This window comes from Pseudomonas sp. SWRI50 (assembly GCF_014269095.1).
GTDB lineage: Bacteria > Pseudomonadota > Gammaproteobacteria > Pseudomonadales > Pseudomonadaceae > Aquipseudomonas > Aquipseudomonas kermanshahensis.
Genome location: NZ_JABWRW010000021.1, coordinates 24,960 through 46,971, shown reverse-complemented (window position 1 = coordinate 46,971; position 22,012 = coordinate 24,960). Strand labels below are relative to the sequence as shown.

The window sequence follows — 22,012 nt, the reverse complement described above, 5'->3', positions numbered from 1 at the left end:
TTGCCTGTACCGGCCTCTTCGCGGGGCAAGCCCGCTCCCACAAATGCCCACTGACTTTGAGAGCTGCGTTCATCCTGAGACAAGCCCGCTCCCACAGATACCTCACTTTTCACAAGGGCAGTGAGGTACCTGTGGGAGCGGGCTTGCCCCGCGAAGAGGCCTAACCGGGAGCAAAGGATCAGCTGGTGATCAGCCGCTCCCGCAATTGGGTGATCTCGTCGCGCATTTGCGCTGCGGCTTCGAACTCCAGGTCCCGGGCGAACTGCATCATCTTCTCTTCCAGCTGCTTGATACGCTTGGTGATCTCGCCCGGCGTGCGCAGCTCGGCTTCGTAGCGGGCGCTCTCCTCCGCTGCCTTGGCCATACCCTTGCGCTTCTTGCTGCGCGAGCCAGGTACGGTAGCGCCTTCCATGATGTCGGTGATGTCCTTGACCACCCCCTTGGGCACGATACCGTTGGCCAGGTTGAAGGCAATCTGCTTCTCCCGGCGCCGCTCAGTCTCGTCGATGGCCCGCTGCATGGAGCCGGTCATCTGGTCGGCGTACAGGATGGCGCGACCATTGAGGTTACGCGCGGCCCGGCCAATGGTCTGGATCAGTGACCGCTCGGAACGCAGGAAGCCTTCCTTGTCGGCATCGAGAATCGCCACCAGCGACACTTCGGGCATGTCCAGGCCCTCGCGCAGCAGGTTGATGCCCACCAGCACATCGAAGGTGCCCAAGCGCAGGTCGCGGATGATTTCCACCCGTTCGACCGTGTCGATGTCCGAGTGCAGGTAACGCACCCGCACGTCGTGGTCGGCCAGGTAATCACTGAGGTCCTCGGCCATGCGCTTGGTCAGCGTGGTCGCCAGCACCCGCTCACCCGCATCGACACGCTTGCGGATCTCCGACAGCAGGTCGTCGACCTGGGTCAACGCCGGGCGTATCTCCACTTGTGGGTCGACCAGGCCGGTAGGCCGCACCACCTGCTCGACCACGCGGCCAGCATGTTCGGCCTCGTAGGGACCGGGGGTTGCCGAAACGAAAATGGTCTGTGGGCTGACCGACTCCCATTCATCGAAGCGCATGGGCCGGTTGTCCAGCGCCGAAGGCAGGCGGAAGCCGTATTCCACCAGGGTTTCCTTGCGCGAGCGGTCGCCCTTGTACATGGCGCCGACCTGGGGGACGCTGACGTGCGACTCGTCGATCACCAGCAGCGCATCGGCGGGCAGGTAGTCGTAAAGGGTGGGTGGCGGCGCGCCGGAGGGGCGCCCGGACAGATAGCGCGAGTAGTTTTCGATGCCGTTGCAGTAACCCAGCTCCAGGATCATCTCCAGGTCGAAACGGGTGCGCTGCTCCAGCCGCTGCGCCTCCACCAGTTTGTTGCCCTTGTGCAGGTATTCGAGCCGGTCCTTGAGCTCTTCCTTGATGCCTTCGACGGCGTCGAGCAGCGTCTCGCGCGGGGTCACGTAGTGGCTCTTGGGGTAGAACGTGAAGCGCGGCAGCTTGCGGAAGACCTCGCCAGTGAGCGGGTCGAAAGCAGCGATGTTCTCCACTTCGTCATCGAACAGCTCGATGCGGATGGCTTCAAGGTCGGATTCGGCCGGGAACACGTCGATTACGTCGCCGCGCACGCGGAAGGTGGCGCGAGCGAAATCCATCTCGTTGCGGGTGTACTGCAAGTCAGCCAGGCGGCGCAGCAAGGCGCGCTGGTCGAGTTTGTCGCCGCGGTCCACGTGCAGGACCATCTTCAGGTAGGTCTCGGGGCTGCCCAGGCCATAGATGCATGACACGGTGGTGACGATGATCGCGTCGCGCCGCTCCAACAAAGCCTTGGTCGCCGACAGGCGCATCTGCTCGATGTGGTCGTTGATCGACGCATCTTTCTCGATGAAGGTATCGGAAGACGGCACATAGGCTTCGGGCTGGTAGTAGTCGTAGTAGGAAACGAAATACTCGACCGCGTTGTTCGGGAAGAACGCCTTGAACTCGCCATACAGCTGCGCCGCCAGGGTCTTGTTCGGCGCCAGCACCAGGGTCGGGCGCTGCACCTGCTGAATGACGTTGGCGATGCTGAAGGTTTTGCCCGAGCCGGTCACGCCGAGCAGCGTCTGGTGCGAAAGCCCCGCCTCGATGCCTTCGACCATCTGGCGAATGGCTTCGGGCTGATCGCCGGCCGGTTGGAAACGGGTGACGAGCTGGAACTCGGACATGAGGGACCTCGCGGTGTCGCAGCAACTGTAAATTTAGCCAGTAGTCTATACCCAAATGCGTTCGCTCGGGGCCGGTTTCAAGCCCCAGCTGTGAACGCTTATTGCTGTGGACACGGCAATAAGACCAATGGTCAAAAAATATTTGCGTAAATGGCCGGAAAAGCTGCGCCAGAGTGTCGCAGTGACCGGTCGGTATCACTATACTGACTCCCCGTTTGTGCACCGCTTCAGTGCATTCGGCTGGAGCGTGTACGTCCTATCACTCTCCAATCAGAGCCAAGGTAACAATGAGCCTGTTTTCCGCTGTCGAGCTGGCACCCCGCGACCCTATTCTGGGCCTCAACGAAGCATTCAACGCCGATCCACGTACCGACAAGGTCAACCTGGGCGTGGGCGTCTACTGCAATGAGGAAGGCCGCATTCCGCTGCTGCGCGCCGTGATCGAAGCCGAGACCCAGCGTGCTGCCCAGCATGCCTCGCGCGGCTACTTGCCGATCGACGGTATCGCGACTTACGACCAGGCCGTGCAAAAACTGCTGTTCGGCGCCGAGTCGCCGCTGCTGGCCGCTGGCCGTGTCGTCACCGTGCAAGCCGTTGGCGGCACCGGTGCGCTGAAGATTGGCGCCGACTTCCTCAAGCGCCTGTCGCCCAATGCCGTGGTTGCCATCAGCGACCCAAGCTGGGAAAACCACCGCGCCCTGTTCGAGACCGCAGGCTTCCCGGTACAGAACTACCGCTATTACGACGCACCGAGCAACGACGTCAACCGCGCCGGCATGCTCGAAGACCTGAACAGCCTGCCGTCCGGCTCGATCGTCGTCCTGCACGCCTGCTGCCACAACCCGACCGGCGTTGACCTCACCCTGGACGACTGGAAAAACGTCCTGGAAGTGGTCAAGGCCAAGGGCCACGTGCCATTCCTCGACATGGCCTACCAGGGCTTTGGTGACGGCATCGCTGAAGACGCCTTCGCCGTGCGCCTGTTCGCCGAGTCGGGCCTGGACTTCTTTGTTTCCAGCTCGTTCTCCAAGTCGTTCTCGCTGTATGGCGAGCGCGTCGGCGCCCTGTCGATCGTGACCGGCTCCAAGGACGAAAGCACCCGCGTGCTGTCCCAGGTCAAGCGCGTGATCCGCACCACCTACTCCAACCCGCCGACCCATGGCGCGACCATCGTCGCCACCGTGCTCAACAACGATGAGCTGCGTCAGATGTGGGAAGCGGAGCTGGGCGAAATGCGCCAGCGCATCCACGGCATGCGCAAGCAGATGGTCGAGCTGCTGGCCACCTACGGTGCTCAGCGCGACTTCAGCTTCGTTGGCCGCCAAGTGGGCATGTTCTCCTACTCCGGCCTGACCGTCGAGCAAGTGGCACGCCTGAAGAACGAGTTCGGCATCTACGCGCTGGACACCGGCCGCATCGCGGTCGCTGCACTGAATCAAAGCAACATCCACGTGGTCACCAAGGCTATCGTCGAAGTGCTGTAACTGCTTGATTCGGTTCTGATTTACCAGGGGGAAGCTTGACTTCCCTTTGGTGATCAGTAAGATATGCGCAGATTCCGCGATAGCTCAGTCGGTAGAGCAAATGACTGTTAATCATTGGGTCCCTGGTTCGAGTCCAGGTCGCGGAGCCAAACACTGAAAAGCCCCCGGGTGCGCAAGCAACCGGGGGCTTTTTCGTTGTACGGTTGGAATGCTGCAGCGCCTGGCAGACCGAGCGCCGGGCGGGCGGCGCTCGGTCTGATTGACACCGCCATACTCAAGGCATGCGCATGCCAGCCACACAGGTCTCAGCCGGTACGCCCGATCGGATAGAACTCACCCCGGCTCCATACCCCCAGCCACTCTTCACCCTCGATAATGCGCGGCACCGCCAGCTCGACCAGTTGGTAGAACACATTGCGATGAATCAGCGCCTCAAGGTTGCTGCGCATCAGCACGTAGGGAGATGGCTCTTGCGTGACAGGATCGAGCTCGACCCGCAATGGGTTATCCGGCCCCGCCTCGACCTGGTCGTCGACATTGCTGGTGAAGCGCAATATTTGTTGCTCGCCCTCGCCCTGCACCTCCAGAGTAACCGCGACAAAGGGCGCATCGTCGACACGGATGCCGACCTTCTCCACCGGGGTTATCAGGAAGTAGTCATCGCCGTCGCGGCGGATGATCGTGGAAAACAACCGCACCATCGGCTTGCGCCCGATCGGCGTGCCCAGGTAATACCAGGTACCGTCGCGGGCGATGCGCATGTCGATGTCGCCGCAGAAGTCCGGGTTCCACAGGTGCACGGGCGGCAAACCCTTTGCCTTGGGGATTTGCGCCAGAAGGTCATTGGCCTTGCCGGAGTCGCTCATCACGCTTGCCTCATTCGCTCATGCCCAGAAGGCTCCGAGCGTACTCGCGCATCGGCGCGGCAAGCAAATCTTCCGGCGTATTGTCGTGGAACGTCAACAAACCGCCACGGCTTTTGATGCGTGCGGTGTCGATCAAGTAGCGGGTATTGGTTTCAATCAGCATCATCTGCACCACCCCAGTGTCCCAGCCGAGACGGTCGACAGCCTGTTCGTCATACCATTCGTCGCCGTTGCCGATGCGGTCGTCGGTACGTGCAAAACGGGTGTACAGCACGTAGTCCGCGCCCACCGAGCGCGCCTGGGCGATCGCGTCCTCCAAGCCGAGCGGGCCTTGGGCACGGCGTACCAGGGGGAAATACTCGACGAAGCTCTTGAAGGCCTGGTCGGCCACCACGTTCTGGTGCGGTACTGGCCCTTTACCGGGCGGCACGAAGGCACCCTGGCCAATGAAGATGAACGAGTCGGGCTGCAGGCGGATCGACAGTGTCCTGCGGGTATCGCTGTGGTCGAGCAGACCGGCGTCGCTCATGTGGTAACGGACGCCTTCGCCCATATCGCTGACATTCATGCAGCCGCCCAACGCCATCAGCGCCAGCAGCAAGACCAGGCTACGCATCTTTCCTCCAGTGGCCGGCGACGAAAAACCGGCGAATAGCCGGCGGATGCAGCTTTTGCGCCAGACTCAGCCGCCGATTACCTTCATCACCGTAACACCCCCGGAAAACGCCACATCCTGCTTGTCTGCCAGGGCTTTGACCAGCAGCCGCTGCAAGGCAGGGAGCGCTTGATGACGCGGCTTTTCCAGCAGATCGCCGACAAAGTGGCGGTTGCTCGACGACAGGCAGCCATGCAGCCAACCCGTCGATGACAAACGTAGCCGCGAGCAACCGCGGCAAAACGGCACGCTCTCGTTGGCAATTACGCCGAAATGGCCTTTACCCGGGATCTGGTAACGCAGGGCCGTAGCATCCACCGGCACGTCGACCTGCTCGAAGGCATGCTCGGTACCAATCAGCCCGAGCACCTGGTCGAGGCCCACGAATTGCTGCAAAAATGCGTTGCGATCACTGGCCAAGTGGCCCATGCGCATGAGCTCGATGAAGCGCAGCTCGAAACCCCGCTCGAGGCAGTAATCCAGCAGCGGCAACACCTGGTCGAGGTTTTGCCCACGCATCGGCACCATGTTCACTTTGATGCGCATGCCCTGCTCGCTGGCGCGCTGCATGCCTGCCAGCACACTGGCCAGGTCGCCACCACGGGCGATGCGGCGAAACGCTAGCGGGTCTAGGGTATCGAGGGACACATTCAAACGGCGGATGCCGGCGGCATGAAGCGCTGGCAGCTTGCGCGCGAGCAACTGGCCATTGGTGGTCAGCGAGATATCGTCGAGGGGGAGTTTGGCAATGGCAGCCAGAAAGCCATCCAGCCGGGGGCTGACCAGCGGCTCGCCACCAGTAATGCGTAAACGCTCGATACCCGCGGCCTCGATGAGGTAAGCAACGCCCCGCGCCAGGGCTTGCGCCGACAGCTCGTCCTGCGCCGCCACCAGGCGTTTGCCATTGGGCACGCAGTAAGTGCACGCGTAGTTACAGGCAGCCGTCAGGCTGACACGCAGGTTGCGAAAACGCCTGCCTTGACGATCGACGATCATGGATGACTCCAGCATGGATGAAGCGGGGCTGGCAAAACCTGACTCATAAATCAGGTTTTTGCAAGTACCTTGTTCATGCTGGAGCCACCGGACCGGTCAGTGGGTGGGTTCCGGGTCGCGTTTGCGCTTGTTTCCCATGCGTACGCCGATGTCCATGAGGAACTGGAAGAAACCTTCCTGATCTTCAAGCACATTGCTCCAGAACGGCGAGTGGTACAGCGCCACGGCGCCATGCACCAACGCCCAGGCCGCGCAGTAGTGGAAGTACGGCGGTACGTCTTCGAGCTTGCCTTCGCTGATACGGCCCTTGATCAACTGGGTGAGGCGATCGAAGTTGGAGGCGCGGATGCTATGCAACTGCTCGACCATCTCCGGCACCTGATTACCCTTGACCACCTTTTCTTCCAGGCGGTCGAACAGGCGATAGCGCTGCGGGTCGCGCATGCGGAACTCGAAGTAGGCGCGCGACAGGGCTTCCTTGTCACGGTCGACGTCGGCCGAATGCAACAGCTCGTTCAAATCACGCTCGTAGTCGAGCATCAGGCGCAGGTAGATCTCCGCCTTGGACTTGAAGTGCTTGTAGATCGTGCCTTTGCCGATACCTACCGCGTCAGCGATCATCTCGACGGTGACACTGTCTTCACCCTGTTCGAGAAACAGCTTGAGCGCGGTATCGAGGATTTCCTGTTCGCGACGGCGAAACTCACGGACCTTACGAGGTTCTTTCTGCATAGGAAGGACTGGATGACAATCGAAGCGGTTTATTATGCCTAACTTGCGGGAAATTGCACGGATCATCCAACCATGTCTATGTTTCACGATGAGTTCGACCATGCCCCCGGGCTGCGCTACCTGAACCACGCCGCCATCGCCCCCTGGCCACGGCGGGCTGCCGAGGCAGTGGCCCGCTTCGCCCGCGACAACGTTTGCCTAGGTGCCAGCGAGTACCCATCCTGGCTGGCCACCGAGCGACGTCTGCGCGCGCGGCTGGCGCGGCTTATCCATGCGCCCTCGCCTGGCGATATCGCCTTGGTGAAGAACACCTCCGAAGGGCTGTCGCTGGTCGCCTTTGGGCTGGACTGGGCAGCGGGCGACCAGGTGGTGATCAGCGACGAAGAGTTCCCCTCCAACCGCGTGGTGTGGGAGGCGTTGGCCGACCGTGGCGTGCAGGTGATCGAAGCCAGCCTGGCCGGCCCAGACCCCGAAGCCACCTTGCTGACGGCCTGCGGCCCACGCACCCGGCTATTGGCGGTCAGTGCGGTGCAGTTCGGCAGCGGCCTGCGCCTGGACCTGGCGCGCCTGGGTGAGGGTTGCCGGGCGCGTAATGTACTGTTCTGCGTCGATGCCATTCAGCAGGTAGGCGCCCTGCCCTTCGACGTGCAACGCTTTCAGTGTGATTTTGCCGTGGCCGATGGCCATAAGTGGATGCTCGGCCCTGAGGGGCTGGGGATGTTCTATTGCCGCGCCGCGCTACGCCCGCAACTTGAACTCAATGCCTATGGCTGGCACATGCTGGAACACTTGGGCGACTTCGACCAACGCCAATGGCAGCCCGCTCACAGCGCGCGGCGTTTCGAGTGTGGCAGCCCGAACATGCTCGGCGCCCACGCGCTGGAGGCAAGCCTGTCGCTCCTGGAGGAGGTCGGTATCAGCACGGTCGCGCAGCAATTGCAACAGCGCGTGGCTCAGTTGTATGAAGGCTTGGCATCAGTGCCCGGTGTTGTGCTGCACACCCCGGCTGACCCAGACAGACGAGCGGGCATCGTCACATTCAGTATCAAAGGGCAGGCAAGCGTGGACATCTACAAGGCCTTGATGGCCCAGCGCACAATTTGCGCTTTGCGCGGCGGCAGTGTGCGCTTTTCACCGCATTTCTATACCGGTGAGCAACTGATCGACGAAACTGTTCAGCAGGTGCGGCGCCTGGCCATGCACTGAGAGTGCAATGGAACGCGGGCGTATTCCAAATCTGTTTAAAAAACGACCAACAGCCACTGGCACTGCGCCAAACCTGACCAATACTTGAAGTGTTGGCGCGGCGCATCCCCCCCAAGTGGCGCGCCGATAAAGGTGCTCAGGGACCGCGTACCTTTGTTTTACTCCTAATGGTCTTAACCCGGATTCCCTCCCCCAGAACCCGGGTTTTTTTTGCCTGTCGCGCTACCCGGCCACGCGAGCCAGCGGGAACAACCGCTTGAAGTTGGCGGTGGTCTGCTCCGCCAACTGCTCATAGCTGGCCCCTCGCAACGAGGCGACGTATTCGGCCACCTCACGCACATACTGCGGCAGGTTAGGCTTGCCCCGGTGCGGTATCGGTGCCAGGTATGGCGAATCGGTCTCCACCAGCAGGCGGTCGACAGGCACTTGGCGCGCCACCTCACGCAAGGCATCGGCATTGCGGAAGGTGACGATGCCCGACAACGAGATGTAATAGCCCAGGTCCAGCGCCGCCTTGGCCATGTCCCAGTCTTCGGTGAAGCAGTGCAGCACACCGGCCTGGGGCAGGTTCGCCTCGCGCAGCAGCGCCAGGGTGTCGGCCCGCGCAGCACGGGTATGCACGATCACCGGCTTGCCGGTCTGGCGCGAGGCCTCCAGGTGCAGGCGAAACGATGCCTGCTGCAACTCGGCGGCTTCCGGCTCGTAGTGGTAGTCCAGGCCGGTTTCACCGATCGCCACCACATGCGGATGCGCCAACTCACGCAATAGCCACTCCAACGCCGGGGTTTCGCCCGGTGCCAGGTCGAGCGGGTGCACCCCCACCGAACAATCGACATCGGCGTACTGCTCACTCAGCGCTTTGACCGCACCAGCGTTCTCGGCGCTGACGCCAATGCACAGGAAGTGCCCCACCCCGCGCTCACGCGCGGCTTGCAGGGCGGCATCGAGGGAGCCCTGGTGGGCGCTCAGGTCAAGACGGTCAAGGTGGCAATGGGAATCTACGAGCATGGGATAACGGCACACATGAAAAGGGAAAGTCAGCGGGCGCCTGGCAACTGCTGCCAGTGCGCCAGCAGCGCTTCGAGCAGCAGGGCGCGGTTCAGGTTAGCCTTGCCCAGCACCTTCTGGCGCTGTTCCAGGATCCACGCCTGCACCTGAAGCACGTTGGCCTGGCGGCTTTTTTGCGCCAGATACTGCACAACCTTGCGCATATCGGCCAAGCCTAACCCTTCTTCGTCCTGGGTCAACTGATAGCGCAGGATCAGGTGCGACCAGTCGCAGAACCAGTCGAACAACAGCAACAACGGTACGCCATTCCAAGCCTCTGCCAACTGACTGGGCGATTGCTGCTGCTTGAGCAGTTTCTTCACCCCGTCGGTGACCAGCGCACGCTGCTCGCGCACGCCCTGCGCCTGCAAGCTCACCGCCATCAATGGCGAACCAGCGGCCAGGGTCAACAACTCATCGCGCTCGGCTTCATCGCTGTCGGCCAGCGCATGGGCCAGCCAGGCTTGGCTCTGGGCCAGGCTGGGCTGCGGGCAAGCGACCTGCTGGCAACGGCTCTTGATGGTCGGCAACAGGCGGCTGGGCTGGTGCGTGACCAACAGCAGAACGGTGTCGCCAGAGGGCTCTTCAAGGCTTTTGAGCAGGGCGTTGGAAGCGTTGATGTTCATTGCCTCGACCGGCTCGATCAACACGACTTTGCGCCCACCCAACTGCGCAGTCTGCACCACGAAAGCCACCAACTCACGCACCTGGTCGACCTTGATCGGCTTGTCGGCCTCTTCGGGCTCCAGTACGTAGTTGTCGGGGTGGCTACCGGCCTTGAGCAGCAGGCAGGACTTGCAGCTACCACAGGCATCCAGGCCCTGCGGCTGCTGACACAGCAGGCGCGCCATCAACCGCTCGGCCAGGGCCCGCTTGCCAATGCCCTGCGGCCCATGCAGCAGGTAGGCGTGGGCGTGCTGGCTGCGACCGGCCAACTGCTGCCAGATGGCCTGCTGCCAGGGGTAGGCTTCAGTCACGGCAACGCTCCAGAATCCCCGGCAGCAGCGCATCGATGGCGCGCTGCACGGCCTCCAGCGGTTGCGCGGCGTCCAGCAGGCTGTAGCGCTGCGGCTCACGATGGGCACGCTGCAGGTAGGCTTGGCGCACAGCCTCGAAGAACGCCTGGCCTTCCTGCTCGAAACGGTCCAGGCGGCCACGCGCAGCGGCGCGGGCGAGGCCGACTTCTACGGGCAGGTCGAATACGAGTGTCAGGTCAGGGCGCAGGTCCCCCTGGACGAATTGCTCCAAGGTGGCGATACGCTCGACGGATAACCCGCGACCACCACCCTGATAGGCGTAGGTGGCATCGGTAAACCGGTCACATAACACCACGGCGCCGCGGGCCAGCGCAGGACGGATCACCTGCGCCAGGTGCTGGGCGCGTGCAGCGAACACCAGCAACAGCTCGGTATCGGCCGCCATGGTTTCATCGCTGGGTGCCAGCAACAGTTCACGCACCTTCTCGGCCAGCGGCGTACCGCCCGGCTCGCGGGTCAGCAACACATCCAAGCCTTGCTCGCGCAGGCGCGCCGCCAGGTATTCACGGTTGGTACTTTTGCCCGCGCCTTCGGGGCCTTCCAGAGTAATAAACAAGCCGCTCACAGGCAGTCCTTAATGTTGTTCGTCGGGCGTCGGCGCAGTGGCCGGTGCATCGACGGGGGCAGGGTCGCTGGCCGGGGCGGTTTCCTGCACGGGCGCCTCATCGGGCTCAGGCTGCGCAGTCGGCTGGTCCGCTGCGGGCGTCTCGGGCTCCACGGCCTCCCCCGCACCCGGCTGGGCCTGCGGAGCCGGGCTGGAGCGGTAATCCGCCCGCCGCTTGAGCTGGAACTCGCGCACCGCCGAGTTGTGATCGTCCAGGTCGTCGGAGAACACGTGACTGCCATCGCCGCGAGCAACGAAATACAAGCTGGTGCCATCGGACGGATTGAGCGCAGCGTGAATCGCCTCGCGGCCGACCATGGCGATGGGCGTCGGCGGCAGGCCGGTAATGGTGTAGGTGTTATAGGGCGTTGGCTCACGCAGGTCGGCGCGGGTGATTTTGCCGTTGTAGCGCTCGCCCATGCCATAGATCACTGTTGGGTCGGTCTGCAGCATCATGCCCAGGCGCAAGCGCCGCACGAACACGCCGGCAATCTGCCCACGCTCTTGCGGGATGCCGGTTTCCTTCTCCACCAACGAGGCCATGATCAGCGCCTGGTAGGGGTCGCGATAAGGCAGGTCAGTGGTGCGCTCCGACCACTCCTTGGCCAGCACTTCGTCCAGGCGCATGTAGGCTTGCTGCAACAATTCGATGTCGCTCATGCCACGCACGAAGCGGTAAGTGTCCGGGAAGAAGCGGCCTTCAGGGAACACCCCGGTGTGGCCAAGCTTGTCCATGACCTCGGCGTCGGTCAGGCCGTCCAGCGTGTGCTTGAGCTTTTCGTGCTTGGCGATCGCCGAGCGTACCTGGCGGAAGGTCCAGCCTTCGACCAGGGTCAGGTTGTACTGCACGACATCGCCGCGGCGCCACGCATCGAACAACTGCTCGACCGTCATGCCCGGGGTCAGGCGGTACTCACCGGTGTGCAGGGGCGTACCGGCCATGTTGAAGCGCCAGTAAAGCCGCAGCCAAAAGGCGTCATCGAGCAACCCCTCGTTCTGCATGCGGTAGAACATGCGGTTGGGGTTGGTGCCATTGGGCACATCGAGCAGGCGCTCCTGCGTCACGTGCAAGGGCTGCTCCAGGACCGAGTTGACCTTCCAGGCCGACCAGCCGAATGCCAGGCCAGCCAGGATCAACCCCATTTCCAGCAGCAGCAGGAATTTGCGTCTCACGAATTCAGGTATCCAGTAACGTACGGGCAACGGCCTGCAGTTTACGGGTGAGTGGGCCTGGCGACCAGTTCAGCGCGGCAATTCCCCGCACAGGCCAGACCCCATAGACACTGTTGCAAACGAATACTTCATCCGCCTGCTGCAGTTCATCGAATGCCAGGTCACGAACCTGGACGGGAATGGCCAGCGCCTGGGCCTGCTGCAACAACGCGGCACGCATTACTCCCGCGACGCCGCATCGGCTGAGGTCTGCGGTCAGTAGCACGCCGTCACGCACCAGGAAAAGATTGCTATACACCCCTTCGACCACCCTGCCCCGCCCATCTCGCATGAGGCCTTCGGCATGCTCGCTGTCCTGCCATTCGGCACGCGCCAGCACCTGCTCCAGGCGATTGAGGTGTTTGAGCCCGGCCAGCAGCGGTTGTTCCCCAAGCCGGGTCTGGCACGGGAACAAACGCACGCCACGCTCGGCATGCTCGACAGGATAGCTGGGCAGTGGGCTGCCCTGAAGGATGCGCCGTGCCGCGGCACCGGCAACCGGGGCATAGCCGCGCTGGCTGTCGCCACGGGTCAGGATGAGTTTGGCGACGCCATCACCGAGCTGGCTGGCGTAACGCAGAAGCTCGTCTTCAACCAACACCAGGTCAACGTCGATTGCCAGGCGCTGGCAACCCAGCGCCAAGCGTGCGAGGTGACCCGCCAGCAAACTGGGCCGGCCACCGCGCACGGCGATGGTCTCGAACAGACCATCGCCGTATGCCAGGCCGCGGTTTTGCAAGTTGACTGCATCCGCCGGCTGGCCGTCGACCCAGCTGTGCATCAACCGGCGAACCGGCGGAACACCAGCGAGCCGTTGGTGCCACCAAAGCCGAACGAGTTGGACAGCACCACATCGATCGGCATGCTGCGCGCCTGGTGTGGCACGAAGTCCAGGTCACACCCTTCGTCCGGCTCGTCCAGGTTGATGGTCGGCGGCGCCATCTGGCTGTTGATCGCCAGCACGCTGAAGATCGCTTCCACCGCGCCAGCAGCACCCAGCAGGTGGCCAGTCATCGACTTGGTCGAGCTGACCGCGAGCTTGTAGGCATGCTCACCGAACACACGCTTGATCGCCGCCACTTCGGCGATATCGCCGGCCGGGGTCGAAGTGCCGTGGGCGTTGATGTAGCTGACCTCTTCAGGCTGGATACCCGCATCGCGCAGGGCATTGGCCATGCAACGGGCAGCGCCTTCGCCGGTATCGGGTGGCGAGGTCATGTGGTAAGCGTCGCCGCTCATGCCGAAACCAACCAGCTCGGCATAAATGGTCGCGCCACGGGCCTTGGCGTGCTCGAGTTCTTCCAGCACCAGGGCACCGGCACCGTCAGACAGCACGAAACCATCACGGCCTTTGTCCCAAGGACGGCTGGCACGGCTTGGCTCATCGTTGCGGGTCGACAGCGCACGCGATGCGCCGAAGCCGCCCATGCCCAGGCCGCAGGCGGCCATTTCGGCGCCACCGGCGATCATCACGTCAGCTTCGCCGTAGGCGATGTTGCGCGCCGCCATGCCGATGCAGTGGGTGCCCGTGGTGCAGGCGGTGGCAATGGCGTAGTTCGGGCCCTGCAACCCCAAGTGGATAGACAGGAAACCGGAGATCATGTTGATGATCGAACCCGGCACGAAGAACGGCGAAATACGCCGCGGGCCCTGCTCGTGCAGGGTCCGGCTGGTTTCTTCGATGTTGGTCAGGCCACCAATACCCGAACCCATGGCCACGCCAATGCGTTCACGGTTGCTGTCGTTGACCTCCAGGCCCGCATTACGCACGGCCTGGAACCCGGCCGCCAGGCCGTACTGGATGAACAGGTCAAGTTTGCGGGCCTCTTTGGCCGACAGGTACTGTTCGACCTCAAAGCCTTTCACCGAGCCGCCGAAACGGGTGGAGTAGGCAGACAGATCCGTATGTTCGATCGGACCGATGCCACTGCGGCCAGCCAGAATGCCCTGCCAGGTGCTCGGTACATCGGTACCCAGTGGCGACAGCATACCCATACCGGTGACCACGACGCGTCTACGCGACACAGTACTCTCCTTTTCTAATAACAGAGTCTCTTGGCATTGCATTCATGCGATGGAATGGAATGACAACAGGCTCTCGGTGCGCGGTGAACGATACCCTTGAGCTGAAGGCAGGGGGCTCGCAAAGAAAAAACCGCACGCCAGCAAAGGCAGTGCGGTTTTTCCCGACAAGAAGCGTCGACTACTGCGTCTTAGGCCTTGTGGCTGTTGACGTAGTCGATAGCGGCTTGAACGGTAGTGATCTTCTCGGCTTCTTCGTCAGGAATCTCGGTCTCGAATTCCTCTTCCAGAGCCATCACCAGCTCAACGGTGTCAAGCGAATCGGCACCCAGGTCATCGACGAAGGACTTCTCGTTGGTCACTTCCTCTTCCTTGACGCCCAGTTGCTCGGCGACGATTTTCTTGACGCGTTCTTCGATGGTGCTCATACCTAGTTTTCACTCCTAATGGACATATGTCAGGCAGCTGGCCGGTGACCAATTTTATAGAAAGACGTTCGCTTTTCAAGCTAAACGCACCTTCGGATTAGTCACCGCACCCGCTGCCTGGAATCTGGTTGCAGCTTTATAACGGATTTTAGGCTCGCAGTATGACTCTTTTTTTACGAAATCCGTCACATTGAGTTGCAGTTGTTACATGTACATCCCGCCGTTGACCGGCACCGTAGCGCCGGTCACATAGGCTGCGCCGTCGGAGGCCAGGAAGGAAACCACCTTGGCGATTTCCTCGGCCTGGCCCAGGCGGCCCAGCGGAATCTGGGTCTGCAGGGCTTCGCGCTGCGCTTCTGGCAGCTCGCGAGTCATGTCGGTGTCGATGAAGCCCGGGGTCACCGAGTTGACGGTGATACCACGCGAGCCCACTTCACGCGCCAGGGCGCGGCTGAAGCCTTCGAGGCCGGCCTTGGCCGCCGCGTAGTTGGCCTGGCCGGCGTTGCCCATGGCACCGACAACCGAGCCGATGCTGATGATACGACCCCAACGCGCCTTGGTCATGCCGCGCAGCACGCCCTTGGACAGACGGTAGAGGCTGTTCAGGTTGGTGTCGATCACATCGAACCACTCGTCGTCCTTCATGCGCAGCATGAGGTTGTCGCGGGTGATGCCGGCGTTGTTGACCAGGATGGTCGGCGCACCGAACTGTGCGCTGATGGCACCCAGCACCGCTTCCACGGACTCGGCGCTGGTCACATTCAGCTCCATGCCGGTGCCGGCGATGCCGTGCTCTTTGAGGGTGGCGGCAATGCGCTCGGCGCCGGAAGCCGACGTGGCGGTGCCGATCACGGTCGCGCCCTGGCGGCCCAGTTCGAGGGCAATGGCCTGGCCGATGCCACGGCTAGCGCCGGTGACCAGTGCAACTTTACCTTGCAGGCTCATGCAAGCTTCTCCAATTCAGGCCAGCGCCGCACGGGTGGCGGCGACGGCGTCAGGGGTATTGAGGTTGTAGGTGGTGACACCGTCGGCGCAACGCTTGTTGAGGCCGGCGAGGACTTTGCCCGGGCCGCACTCGACCAGGTTGACCGCGCCATTGGCGGCCAGGGTCTGCACGCACTCGACCCAGCGCACGGGCTGGTAAAGCTGTGCCAGCAGGTCATGCTTGAGCGCATCGAGGTCGGCGGCGATAGCGGCGGTGACGTTCTGCACCACCGGGATCTGCGGGGCCTTCCATTCGATGGCGTTGACCGATTCGGCAAAACGCTCGGCAGCCGGCTTCATCAAGGCGCAGTGCGACGGCACGCTGACCGCCAGCGGCAGGGCGCGCTTGGCACCGGCCTCTTTGCACAGCGCCATGGCACGGTCCACGGCAGCCGTGTTGCCCGCGATCACGACCTGGCCTGGCGAGTTGAAGTTCACCGCGCTGACCACTTCATCTTCGGCGGCCTTGGCACAGATATCGACCACTACGGCATCGTCCAGGCCGAGAATCGCGGCCATGGCGCCGTGACCGGCAGGCACGGCCTCCTGCATCAGTTCGCCACGGCGCTTGACCAGCTTCACTGCATCTTTGAGCGACAGGCTGCCAGCGGCAACCAAGGCGCTGTATTCACCCAAGCTGTGGCCGGAAACGAACGCCGGCTGCGCGCCGCCCTCTTCCAACCACAGGCGCCACAGGGCGATCGAGGCAGTGAGGATGGCCGGCTGGGTCTTGTCGGTTTGGTTGAGTTGTTCTTCCGGGCCTTCCTGGACCAGCTTCCACAGGTCATAGCCCAGAGCCTCGGAGGCCTCCTTGAAGGTCTCAACGATCACCGGCTTTTCGGCGCCCAATTCCTTGAGCATGCCGAGCGACTGGGAACCTTGACCGGGAAAGACGAATGCGAGGGATGCAGACATTGAACAAGCCCTTATGATCTTGTCGTCGGATAGGGTGCGCCGGGCATCAGCCTGACGCGGAATCTGAAAACTTGGATGGAGACGCGGACCAAGCGGTCACATTTAAGCACTTCATCGGCGAATTGCCTAAGGCAACAGGTCTTCAAGGCGGCCATGCAGCCGCTGCGGCAGGTTTTCCTGAATCTCGATCAGCGCCCGCTGAATCGCACTCTGAAAGCCCTGCACACCTGCCGAACCGTGACTCTTGATGACGATCCCCTGCAAACCCAGGAAACTCGCACCGTTGTGCCGCGCCGGCGCCAGGTCGGCCTGCAGGCGCTTGAGCAGTGGCATGGCCAGCGCGCCGGCAGCGCGCGACAACACGCCACCCTTGAACAGCGTCTCGATGCGCGCAGCGATCATCGTCGCCAGGCCCTCGCTGGATTTGAGCAGGATGTTGCCGACAAAACCGTCACACACCACCACGTCAGCCTCGCCGCGGTACAGGCCATCGCCTTCGACGAAGCCCACATAGTTAAGCCCACGGGCGTTCTGCAGCAAGGTGGCCGCCAGCTTGACCTGCTGGTTGCCCTTGATGTCCTCGGTGCCGATATTCAACAGCGCCACGCGCGGCCGATGCACACCCAGCGCCTGGGCGGCCACCGAGCCCATCACGGCGAACTGGAAGAGGTTCTCGGCACTGCAATCGACATTGGCACCCAGGTCGAGCAACTGGCAGTACCCCGCCTGAGTCGGGATCGCCGCCACCATGGCCGGCCGATCGATACCCGGCAGGGTTTTGAGCACGAAACGCGACAACGCCATCAGCGCCCCGGTGTTGCCGGCACTCACGCAGGCCTGGGCCTTGCCGTCACGCACCAGTTCGAGCGCAATGCGCATCGACGAATCCGGTTTGCCACGCAACGCCTGGGATGGCCGCTCGTCCATGCCAATCACCTCGCTGGCCGCGACAATCTGCAGGCGCGCGCGATCCGCCGCCGCAAGGCCGCTGACAAGATCTTCAAGGAGGGAGGGTTGACCGACGAGGGTCAGGTGCAGCGAGGGAGTAGCCAAAAGGCAGGCAATGCTAGCCTGGACAATGCTGCGGGGACCGAAGTCCCCGCCCATTGCGTCGATCGCGATGATCTGAGCGGACAAGGATTACTCGTCAGCGCCCTTGTCGACCACTTTGCGACCACGGTATACGCCTTCTGGCGATACGTGGTGGCGCAGGTGAACTTCACCGGTGGTTTTCTCTACCGACAGCGCGTTTTCCGACAGAGCGTCGTGCGAACGGCGCATGTCACGGGCAGAGCGGGATTTTTTGTTCTGCTGAACAGCCATAATTGATTAACTCCTAAACGTTTGGGTCACGCTTTAACTGCGCCAAAACACTGAACGGGTTGGACCGCGATACCTCGTCCTTGCTCGAATCGGGCTCGTCTGCGCCCGCCGGCTGCTGGCATTCTTCCGGATGATGAGCAGGCACGATTGGCAAGGCGAGCAGAAGCTCCTCCTCGACCAGCGCCTGCAGATCCAATGGATCTTCGCCCAGTTCCAGCACGTCATAGCCTTTCGGCAACGACTGGGTATTCGCACCCTCCTTCACCACGGCGTAAGTACATTCGCTGTGGATCGGCAGGGTGACCAGCTCAAGACAACGCTGGCAAACCATCTTGACCTCGACGTCGAGCTCGCTGTGGATAACCACCACGTGCTGTTCATCTCGTTCAAAATTTAACTTCGCCTGCACCGTACCGACATTGTCGGAAAGCGGGTCGCAGAGTCTTTCCAAATCAGCGAGTTGCAGCGAACCGTTAAGGGTTACGCCACGATCGGCTAATTTGCGCGGGTCAACGTGAGGTGGAATCGGGTCATTCAACATAGGCGCAGCATTCTAGGGATGCCCCCCGCACCTGTCAAAGGAAATTAGGCGGCATGTTGCATGTTAGAATTTGGTTCAACTGACCAGGAGTCTACCATGCTTCCCTTATTACTGGCTTCCAGCTCCCCTTATCGACGCGAACTGCTCGCCCGCCTGCGCCTGCCATTCACCTGCGCAAGCCCCGATATAGACGAGCAGCGACTGGGTGACGAGCCTGCCGTGGAGCTGGTACGGCGCCTGGCCAGGCAAAAGGCTGAGGCATTGGCGGGCAGCCACCCAGGGCACCTGATCATCGGCTCTGACCAGGTCGCCGTGCTGGGTGAACAGATTCTGGGCAAGCCACACACCTTCGCCCGCGCCTGCGAGCAGCTGCTGGAGGCGAGCGGGCAGCAAGTGACCTTCCTGACCGGGCTGGCACTGCTGAACAGCGCCACGGGGCACTGCCAGGTCGATTGCGTGCCCTTTACCGTCACCATGCGTGAATTGGACCGCAAACGGGTCGAGCGCTATGTAACGGCAGAACAGCCGCTGGATTGCGCCGGGAGCTTTAAGGCGGAAGGGCTGGGGGTGAGCTTATTCCAAAGCACGCACGGTTGCGATGCGACCAGCCTGGTGGGGCTGCCGCTGATTCGGCTGGTGGATATGTTGACGAAGGAAGGGGTGGAGATACCTTAGGCTCAACATTTGTGGCGCTTATGAGATTGAGCGCCGCCTGCGCGGCGCTTCGCAGCACAAGGCTGCTCCTACAGTTGTTTCGGGCCAATTATTTCTGGGACATGGGCGCGCGGGCGGCGCCCGATCTCACAGGCACCAAAACTGCGACGGCGAACCCTCAGCGCAACGACGGCCCCTGGAACCCCATATACATCGCCAGATGCTCCGCCACGCTAGCGCCCAGCCGCTTCGAGAAGCGATCAAACGGCGATTCCTCGACCGTGAAATCCACCAACTCCTTCTCGCCGACAATCTCCCGCGCGACATAGCTGGCACTGCCCAGGCCATCCACCAGCCCCAGCGCCTTGGCCTGCTCGCCGGTCCAGATCAGGCCACTGAACAGCTCCGGGTGCTCTTTGTCTTTCAGGCGGTCACCCCGCCCCTGCTTGACCATGGCGATGAACTGCTGGTGCGTGGTGTTCAGCACACCCTGCCAGAACGCACGCTCTTCCGGCTTCTCTGGCGAGAACGGGTCCAGGAAGGCCTTGTGCTCGCCTGCAGTGTACGTGCGTCGCTCGACCCCAAGCTTCTCCATCGACCCGACAAACCCGTAACCCGCTGCCGTCACCCCGATGGAGCCGACCAGGCTAGCCTTGTCGGCATAGATCTCGTCCGCCGCACTGGCAATGTAGTAAGCACCGGAAGCGCCCAGGTCGGTAATTACCGCATACAGCTTGATGGCCGGGTACTCGGCACGCAGGCGACGAATCTCGTCATATACATAACCCGCCTGCACCGGGCTGCCGCCTGGGCTGTTGATGCGCAGCACCACCGCCTTGGTCTTGGCGTCCTTGAACGCCTCACGCAGGCTCTTGACGAGGTTATCGGCACTGGCAGCCTCCTGGTCGGCGATCACGCCGCGCACCTCGATCAGCGCCGTATGGCTGGCACTGCGCGAAGCCGCCTTGTCCATGTCCATCAGCGGCGTGAACAGCATCAGCATGCCGAACAGGTAGACGAAGGTCAGCAGCTTGAAGAAGATCCCCCAGCGACGCGCGCGACGCTGCTCCTGGACGCCCGCCAGCAGGGTCTTCTCCAACAGCTTCCAACTCTTGCGCTCTTCGCGCTCCTCGGGTTCGGACTCAGGGGCTTTCCATTCGTCTGCCATGCTTACCTGCCTTGGACGTGAAATTACGCGGAACGGCCCAGCCACTCACGCAACTGGGAAAAATGATTGATGCACAGCTGCGGGCCGAATTCGGCCAATGCCTGCAACGACATCGCGCCATACCCGACAGCCACCGAATGCATGCCAGCATTGCTGGCCATCTGCAGGTCGAACGCCGAATCGCCGACCATCAGCGCACGTTCTGGTTCGACACCACAATGGCCGAGAATTTCCTCGAGCATCAGCGGGTGCGGCTTGCCACGGGTCTCGTCGGCAGCACGGGTGATGTCGAAAAACTGCTCCCAGCCATTGGCCTTGAGCACCCGATCCAAGCCGCGACGCGCCTTGCCGGTCGCCACCGCCAGGCGGTAACCCTCTGCACGGAAGGCATCCAGCGACTCGACCACGCCCTCGAACAACGGCGAGGGCTGCTGATCGAGCGCCATGTAGATGTCGGCGTAGTGCTGCCGGAAGCGCTCGAGCGCTACCGGCGTCAGGTGCGGGTACAGGGTATGGATCGCCTCGCCCAGGGCCAGACCGATGATGCCCTTGACCGCCTCTTCGTGGCTTGGCGCCTCACCGGCACGCTCAGCGGCGGCATTCATCGCCTCGACGATGCGGCCGATGGAATCGGCCAGGGTGCCATCCCAGTCGAAAATCAGCAGTTCATACGGCTTTTTCATAGATCAGGACGCACTCAAACGCTCAACCGTCTTAGCCCACACCTCATCCACCGGCGCCTCGAGCTTGAGCTCGCCGCCGTCAGGCAGCGGCACGGTCAGGGCGTAGGCATGCAGGAACAGGCGCTTGCCGCCCAGCTCGCGGATTTCGCGGCTGAAGTCTTCATCGCCGTACTTGCTGTCGCCTGCGATCATGTGCCCAGCATGCAAGGTGTGCACACGAATCTGGTGAGTACGACCGGTGATCGGGCGCGCCTCGACAATGGTTGCGAACTCGCCAAAACGGCGCAGCACGCGGAACAGGGTCAGCGCTTCCTTGCCCTCGTCATTGACCTCGACCATACGCTCGCCAGAACGCAGGTTGCTCTTGAGCAACGGTGCGTTGACCTGCTTCTTGGCGGTCGGCCAATGGCCGCGCACCAAGGCCATGTAGCGCTTGTCGACACCGTCGCCACGCAATGCGGCATGCAGGTGGCGCAGCATGCTGCGCTTCTTGGCGATCATCAGCAGGCCGGACGTGTCGCGGTCCAGGCGGTGCACCAGTTCAAGTTCCTTGGCGTCCGGGCGCAGTTGGCGCAGCGCCTCGATCACACCAAAGCTCAGGCCACTGCCGCCATGCACGGCAATACCGGCCGGCTTGTTCATCACGATCAGCGCTTTGTCTTCATAGACAATCGCCGCTTCCAGGCGCTGCAACAGGCCTTGCGCCACCGGCGCAGGCGCATCACGCTCGGGCAAGCGGACGGGCGGTACCCGCACGATATCGCCGGCCTGAATCTTGTACTCAGGCTTGACGCGCCCCTTGTTGACCCGCACTTCACCCTTGCGCAGGATGCGGTAGACAAGCGTCTTGGGCACGCCCTTGAGGGCCGTGATGAGGAAATTGTCGATGCGTTGGCCGGCAAGCTCCGGCGCGACTTCGATCAGCTGAACGCCGGAAGTCGGAGGGGTATTGGTCGTCATCAAGGGATCATAACAATTTTTTATGGAATTGAAGCACTTAATCATTGCTGCTATAGTCGCGAACGCCGCCAAAAGCGGCAGGCCAGCGGCACCAGGCTCTTCGCCGGTCCCTGACCTTCGCAATTCTCCAGGACGCGAGGCCGTCCTACGGGGTTTTCGCCAGTTTACCGAATTGCCTGGAATCGCCACCAGCGCTGTGTAGAGAAGACCGAAAAAAAACGACAAGTGCGGTGTTTCACCTGCTTACCCGATTCTTTTCGCTGCACCTCTGCCCGCCTCGTCGCTTCCACGCAACGCACGG

The 22,012-nt window shown here is 62.3% G+C and carries 23 protein-coding genes and 1 tRNA gene; 4 read left to right on the top strand and 20 right to left on the bottom strand.

The window, feature by feature from the left end:
- Positions 1-178: 178 nt before the first annotated feature.
- On the bottom strand, positions 179-2,194 hold the full coding sequence (uvrB, locus tag HU750_RS20330) for an excinuclease ABC subunit UvrB (RefSeq protein WP_027596093.1): 2,016 nt from the start codon (positions 2,192-2,194) through the stop codon (positions 179-181).
- Between the two features lie 287 nt (positions 2,195-2,481).
- On the opposite strand from uvrB, the gene HU750_RS20325 reads away from it, so the two are divergent.
- Both HU750_RS20325 and HU750_RS20320 read left to right on the top strand, forming a co-directional pair.
- Positions 2,482-3,678, top strand: a complete 1,197-nt coding sequence (locus HU750_RS20325) for an amino acid aminotransferase (RefSeq protein WP_027596092.1) — start codon at positions 2,482-2,484, stop codon at positions 3,676-3,678.
- A 73-nt stretch (positions 3,679-3,751) separates the two neighbouring features.
- Positions 3,752-3,827: transfer RNA gene (locus HU750_RS20320), tRNA-Asn, on the top strand.
- A 156-nt stretch (positions 3,828-3,983) separates the two neighbouring features.
- Here the strand turns inward: HU750_RS20320 and HU750_RS20315 are convergent.
- The 4 genes from HU750_RS20315 to HU750_RS20300 form a co-directional block, all read right to left on the bottom strand.
- On the bottom strand, positions 3,984-4,544 hold the full coding sequence (locus HU750_RS20315; protein WP_186682012.1) for a DUF1285 domain-containing protein: 561 nt from the start codon (positions 4,542-4,544) through the stop codon (positions 3,984-3,986).
- 10 nt (positions 4,545-4,554) lie between these two features.
- On the bottom strand, positions 4,555-5,160 hold the full coding sequence (locus HU750_RS20310) for a DUF4823 domain-containing protein (RefSeq protein ID WP_027596090.1): 606 nt from the start codon (positions 5,158-5,160) through the stop codon (positions 4,555-4,557).
- A gap of 66 nt (positions 5,161-5,226) precedes the next feature.
- Positions 5,227-6,195: a GTP 3',8-cyclase MoaA gene (locus tag HU750_RS20305; protein ID WP_186682010.1), complete on the bottom strand. Its 969-nt coding sequence runs from the start codon at positions 6,193-6,195 to the stop codon at positions 5,227-5,229.
- A 96-nt stretch (positions 6,196-6,291) separates the two neighbouring features.
- On the bottom strand, positions 6,292-6,927 hold the full coding sequence (locus HU750_RS20300) for a TetR/AcrR family transcriptional regulator (protein WP_027596088.1): 636 nt from the start codon (positions 6,925-6,927) through the stop codon (positions 6,292-6,294).
- Between the two features lie 72 nt (positions 6,928-6,999).
- Here HU750_RS20300 and HU750_RS20295 point away from each other — a divergent pair, with 72 nt between their 5' ends.
- On the top strand, positions 7,000-8,133 hold the full coding sequence (locus HU750_RS20295) for an aminotransferase class V-fold PLP-dependent enzyme (RefSeq protein WP_186682008.1): 1,134 nt from the start codon (positions 7,000-7,002) through the stop codon (positions 8,131-8,133).
- 222 nt (positions 8,134-8,355) lie between these two features.
- Here the strand turns inward: HU750_RS20295 and HU750_RS20290 are convergent, their stop codons facing one another.
- From HU750_RS20290 to HU750_RS20235, 12 genes are all read right to left on the bottom strand, one after another.
- On the bottom strand, positions 8,356-9,141 hold the full coding sequence (locus HU750_RS20290) for a TatD family hydrolase (protein WP_027596086.1): 786 nt from the start codon (positions 9,139-9,141) through the stop codon (positions 8,356-8,358).
- Positions 9,142-9,170: 29 nt separating this feature from the next.
- Complete coding sequence (locus HU750_RS20285; RefSeq protein ID WP_186682006.1) at positions 9,171-10,157, bottom strand: DNA polymerase III subunit delta'; 987 nt, start codon at positions 10,155-10,157, stop codon at positions 9,171-9,173.
- Positions 10,150-10,782 carry a dTMP kinase gene (gene tmk, locus HU750_RS20280; protein ID WP_186682004.1) on the bottom strand — a complete coding sequence of 211 codons (633 nt, stop codon included), beginning with the start codon at positions 10,780-10,782 and terminating at the stop codon, positions 10,150-10,152. Before tmk ends, HU750_RS20285 begins: the two co-directional genes overlap by 8 nt.
- Before the next feature lie 9 nt (positions 10,783-10,791).
- Entirely contained in the window at positions 10,792-11,994 is a 1,203-nt protein-coding gene (gene mltG / locus HU750_RS20275) for an endolytic transglycosylase MltG (RefSeq protein ID WP_186682002.1), read from the bottom strand.
- A 4-nt stretch (positions 11,995-11,998) separates the two neighbouring features.
- Entirely contained in the window at positions 11,999-12,814 is an 816-nt protein-coding gene (gene pabC, locus HU750_RS20270) for an aminodeoxychorismate lyase (RefSeq protein ID WP_186682000.1), read from the bottom strand.
- A complete protein-coding gene (gene fabF / locus HU750_RS20265) occupies positions 12,814-14,058 on the bottom strand; it encodes a beta-ketoacyl-ACP synthase II (protein ID WP_027596081.1) in 1,245 nt (414 codons plus the stop codon). Before fabF ends, pabC begins: the two co-directional genes overlap by 1 nt.
- Before the next feature lie 188 nt (positions 14,059-14,246).
- Positions 14,247-14,483: an acyl carrier protein gene (gene acpP / locus HU750_RS20260; protein ID WP_008096410.1), complete on the bottom strand. Its 237-nt coding sequence runs from the start codon at positions 14,481-14,483 to the stop codon at positions 14,247-14,249.
- A 204-nt stretch (positions 14,484-14,687) separates the two neighbouring features.
- On the bottom strand, positions 14,688-15,428 hold the full coding sequence (fabG, locus tag HU750_RS20255; RefSeq protein ID WP_027596080.1) for a 3-oxoacyl-ACP reductase FabG: 741 nt from the start codon (positions 15,426-15,428) through the stop codon (positions 14,688-14,690).
- Between the two features lie 15 nt (positions 15,429-15,443).
- Entirely contained in the window at positions 15,444-16,382 is a 939-nt protein-coding gene (fabD, locus tag HU750_RS20250) for an ACP S-malonyltransferase (protein ID WP_027596079.1), read from the bottom strand.
- Positions 16,383-16,508: 126 nt separating this feature from the next.
- Positions 16,509-17,519: a phosphate acyltransferase PlsX gene (plsX, locus tag HU750_RS20245; protein WP_186681998.1), complete on the bottom strand. Its 1,011-nt coding sequence runs from the start codon at positions 17,517-17,519 to the stop codon at positions 16,509-16,511.
- A gap of 3 nt (positions 17,520-17,522) precedes the next feature.
- On the bottom strand, positions 17,523-17,705 hold the full coding sequence (rpmF, locus tag HU750_RS20240) for a 50S ribosomal protein L32 (RefSeq protein WP_003247154.1): 183 nt from the start codon (positions 17,703-17,705) through the stop codon (positions 17,523-17,525).
- A gap of 13 nt (positions 17,706-17,718) precedes the next feature.
- On the bottom strand, positions 17,719-18,246 hold the full coding sequence (locus tag HU750_RS20235) for a YceD family protein (protein ID WP_027596077.1): 528 nt from the start codon (positions 18,244-18,246) through the stop codon (positions 17,719-17,721).
- Positions 18,247-18,342: 96 nt separating this feature from the next.
- Here HU750_RS20235 and HU750_RS20230 point away from each other — a divergent pair, with 96 nt between their 5' ends.
- A complete protein-coding gene (locus HU750_RS20230; RefSeq protein ID WP_186681996.1) occupies positions 18,343-18,921 on the top strand; it encodes a Maf family protein in 579 nt (192 codons plus the stop codon).
- 157 nt (positions 18,922-19,078) lie between these two features.
- Here the strand turns inward: HU750_RS20230 and sppA are convergent, their stop codons facing one another.
- The 3 genes from sppA to rluC are packed head-to-tail and all read right to left on the bottom strand — an operon-like array spanning position 19,079 to position 21,711.
- Positions 19,079-20,068, bottom strand: coding sequence for a signal peptide peptidase SppA (sppA, locus tag HU750_RS20225; RefSeq protein WP_186681994.1), 990 nt, complete (start codon positions 20,066-20,068; stop codon positions 19,079-19,081).
- Positions 20,069-20,091: 23 nt separating this feature from the next.
- The gene (locus tag HU750_RS20220; protein ID WP_186681992.1) at positions 20,092-20,751 is read right to left on the bottom strand and encodes an HAD family hydrolase; all 660 of its coding nucleotides are present in this window, start codon (positions 20,749-20,751) and stop codon (positions 20,092-20,094) included.
- Between the two features lie 3 nt (positions 20,752-20,754).
- A complete protein-coding gene (gene rluC, locus HU750_RS20215) occupies positions 20,755-21,711 on the bottom strand; it encodes a 23S rRNA pseudouridine(955/2504/2580) synthase RluC (protein WP_027596073.1) in 957 nt (318 codons plus the stop codon).
- Between the last annotated feature and the right edge of the window lie 301 nt (positions 21,712-22,012).

Coding starts and splice junctions, on each gene's coding strand:
- rpmF (WP_003247154.1), bottom strand. CDS start 17,705: ATGGCTGTTCAGCAGAACAAAAAATCCCGCTCTGCCCGTGACATGCGC.
- HU750_RS20220 (WP_186681992.1), bottom strand. CDS start 20,751: ATGAAAAAGCCGTATGAACTGCTGATTTTCGACTGGGATGGCACCCTG.
- HU750_RS20325 (WP_027596092.1), top strand. CDS start 2,482: ATGAGCCTGTTTTCCGCTGTCGAGCTGGCACCCCGCGACCCTATTCTG.
- rluC (WP_027596073.1), bottom strand. CDS start 21,711: ATGACGACCAATACCCCTCCGACTTCCGGCGTTCAGCTGATCGAAGTC.
- HU750_RS20305 (WP_186682010.1), bottom strand. CDS start 6,195: ATGATCGTCGATCGTCAAGGCAGGCGTTTTCGCAACCTGCGTGTCAGC.
- HU750_RS20315 (WP_186682012.1), bottom strand. CDS start 4,544: ATGAGCGACTCCGGCAAGGCCAATGACCTTCTGGCGCAAATCCCCAAG.
- HU750_RS20300 (WP_027596088.1), bottom strand. CDS start 6,927: ATGCAGAAAGAACCTCGTAAGGTCCGTGAGTTTCGCCGTCGCGAACAG.
- HU750_RS20295 (WP_186682008.1), top strand. CDS start 7,000: ATGTCTATGTTTCACGATGAGTTCGACCATGCCCCCGGGCTGCGCTAC.
- fabG (WP_027596080.1), bottom strand. CDS start 15,428: ATGAGCCTGCAAGGTAAAGTTGCACTGGTCACCGGCGCTAGCCGTGGC.
- acpP (WP_008096410.1), bottom strand. CDS start 14,483: ATGAGCACCATCGAAGAACGCGTCAAGAAAATCGTCGCCGAGCAACTG.
- HU750_RS20290 (WP_027596086.1), bottom strand. CDS start 9,141: ATGCTCGTAGATTCCCATTGCCACCTTGACCGTCTTGACCTGAGCGCC.
- HU750_RS20235 (WP_027596077.1), bottom strand. CDS start 18,246: ATGTTGAATGACCCGATTCCACCTCACGTTGACCCGCGCAAATTAGCC.
- pabC (WP_186682000.1), bottom strand. CDS start 12,814: ATGCACAGCTGGGTCGACGGCCAGCCGGCGGATGCAGTCAACTTGCAA.
- sppA (WP_186681994.1), bottom strand. CDS start 20,068: ATGGCAGACGAATGGAAAGCCCCTGAGTCCGAACCCGAGGAGCGCGAA.
- HU750_RS20310 (WP_027596090.1), bottom strand. CDS start 5,160: ATGCGTAGCCTGGTCTTGCTGCTGGCGCTGATGGCGTTGGGCGGCTGC.
- fabD (WP_027596079.1), bottom strand. CDS start 16,382: ATGTCTGCATCCCTCGCATTCGTCTTTCCCGGTCAAGGTTCCCAGTCG.
- HU750_RS20230 (WP_186681996.1), top strand. CDS start 18,343: ATGCTTCCCTTATTACTGGCTTCCAGCTCCCCTTATCGACGCGAACTG.
- uvrB (WP_027596093.1), bottom strand. CDS start 2,194: ATGTCCGAGTTCCAGCTCGTCACCCGTTTCCAACCGGCCGGCGATCAG.